This window comes from Proteiniphilum sp. UBA1028, assembly GCF_002316955.1.
Lineage (GTDB): Bacteria > Bacteroidota > Bacteroidia > Bacteroidales > Dysgonomonadaceae > Proteiniphilum.
The window spans coordinates 1-2,335 of the sequence record NZ_DCEN01000015.1; the positions used below are offsets into that span (position 1 = coordinate 1).

The following is a 2,335-nucleotide window of genomic DNA, read 5'->3' on the forward strand; positions in this document are numbered from 1 at the left end:
TGCTGGAACATGGGTGTACATCACACAAAATGCGGAAAGTTTGCCGTGCAGTTAGACAGCGACGATGTGTACAGCGGAGAGGACACGCTACAGAAAATTGTAAATGCTTTCTACGAACAGAACTGCGCCATGGTGGTAGGGACCTATCAGATGACCGACTTCCATATGGAAGAGATACCGCCGGGGATCATCGACCACCGCGAGTGGACTCCCGAAAACGGAAGGAACAACGCGCTTCGCATAAACGGGCTTGGGGCGCCACGGGCTTTCTATACGCCGGTACTGCGAGAAATCAAGGTGCCCAACACCAGCTACGGAGAGGATTACGCACTCGGGACTCAACATTTCACGTCGTTATCAGATAGGACGCATTTATGATATATTGTACCTTTGCCGCCGCTGGGAGGATAACAGCGACGCTTCGCTGGACATTGTGAAAATGAATACAAATAACCTTTACAAAGACAAAATAAGAACATGGGAACTACAGGCCAGAAAAAATCGCAAATAAATGAACCGTTTATTCACGCCGGCGTTTTACTGGAGCAGCCAATGATCAGTTTTTCGCTGTTGACAGCCTATAAATTTAAAGGAAAGGAATATGCACCAGGCGACTATTCGGTTGAGATTTCGGGTGGAGAAATTCTCTTCAATGGCGAATTATACGATGAAATTTCTTTCGAGGCAGATCGTCCGCAGGAAAATCGTTTTGAACTGAAGAATGTTATTATCGGCGTTAACTTTCACTGGGAGCGCACCGAAAATCAACGTTTTCAGGGAGGATTGAAATTCATCACCGAAAAGAACGGCATCACTGCCATCAACATCGTCTTCCTGGAGGATTACCTCAAAAGCGTCATCTCGTCCGAAATGAGCGCCACCAGCTCTGAAGAACTGCTGAAGGCACACGCCGTCATCTCCCGCAGCTGGCTGTTGGCGCAGATGGAGAAGAGAAAGGAAGTCAAAAGCAACTACCAAACCTCTTTTGTCACTCCTACCGAGATCATCCGCTGGTACGACCGTGAAGACCATGCCAGTTTCGATGTTTGCGCTGACGATCATTGTCAACGTTATCAGGGAGTTACAAAACAATCGACGCCATTGGTGAAACAGGTTGTCGAGCAAACACGCGGCGAAGTGCTCACATATAACGGGACCATTTGCGACGCCCGTTTCTCAAAATGCTGCGGAGGCGGGATGGAGGCTTTCGAGAATGTATGGGAACCCATCGCGCATCCTTACCTGCAAGGGAAAGTCGATTTCACCAACGATGCTCCCCTGCCCGACCTCACCCTCGAAAAGCAGGCCGAAACGTGGATCCGCTCAGTGCCTCCCGCCTTCTGCAATACCCAAGACAAACAGGTGCTCAGGCAGGTGCTTAACGATTACGACCGGGAAACAGCCGACTTCTACCGCTGGAAGGTGACCTACTCACAGGAGGAACTCGGCCGCCTGATCAAAGAGCGCTCGGGTACCAACTACGGTGAGATCATCGATCTGCAACCGCTCGGACGGGGTACTTCGGGACGCATCACCCGACTCAGGATCATCGGGACAAAACGCACCATGATTATCGGAAAGGAACTGGAAATACGGCGTACTCTCTCTCCCTCACACCTCTACAGCGCCGCTTTTGTAGTAGATGCTGAAGAGAAGAACGACAGGGGGATCCCGCAGAAGTTCACGTTCACCGGTGCCGGATGGGGTCATGGTGTGGGATTGTGCCAGATTGGAGCTGCCATGATGGCGGAAAAGGGCTTCACATATCAACAGATTCTAGAGCACTATTTTCCGACTACGGAAATAAGTAGAAATTACTAATTACCAATTACAAAAGACTAATTATGAAATATATTGAGAAAGAGAATATTATTTTAACCAAAACGTATGATTTTGCTATTAAAATTGTTCGGTTGTATCAATTTTTATGCAAAGAGAAAAAGGAATTTGAATTATCAAAGCAGATTCTTCGCAGTGGCACATCTATTGGTTCAAATGCAGAAGAATCAGTTGGCGGACTCTCGAAAAAAGATTTTTTAGCTAAACTGGGAATTTCATACAGAGAAACACGCGAAACCAGGTATTGGTTACGTCTTTTAAGAGATACAGACTATATATCGCAAGAACAAGCTCAAAGTATGATTGATGATGCCGATGAAATTCTTCGTATTATTACCGCCATTCAAAAATCCACAAAACGTAATTTGTAATTAGTAATTAAAGATTAGTAATTTATGAAAAAGAAAAATAATCGGTCCCCTTGGTCTTGGATACCAACCCTTTACTTCGCCGAAGGCCTACCATACGTGGCAGTAATGACCGTTTCGGTAATCAT

Annotated in this window: 2 protein-coding genes and 1 pseudogene; all 3 read left to right on the forward strand. The window is 46.5% G+C overall.

Features of this window, described 5'->3' with window-relative positions; translation table 11 throughout:
* Positions 1–511: pseudogene (locus B3Z75_RS01830) on the forward strand (glycosyltransferase family 2 protein); the annotation flags it as partial.
* Entirely contained in the window at positions 508–1,821 is a 1,314-nt protein-coding gene (locus B3Z75_RS01835) for a SpoIID/LytB domain-containing protein (RefSeq protein WP_294067172.1), read from the forward strand. The pseudogene B3Z75_RS01830 and the gene B3Z75_RS01835, both read left to right, overlap by 4 nt.
* A 23-nt stretch (positions 1,822–1,844) precedes the next feature.
* Complete coding sequence (locus B3Z75_RS01840; RefSeq protein ID WP_294067168.1) at positions 1,845–2,210, forward strand: four helix bundle protein; 366 nt, start codon at positions 1,845–1,847, stop codon at positions 2,208–2,210.
* Positions 2,211–2,335: the final 125 nt, after the last annotated feature.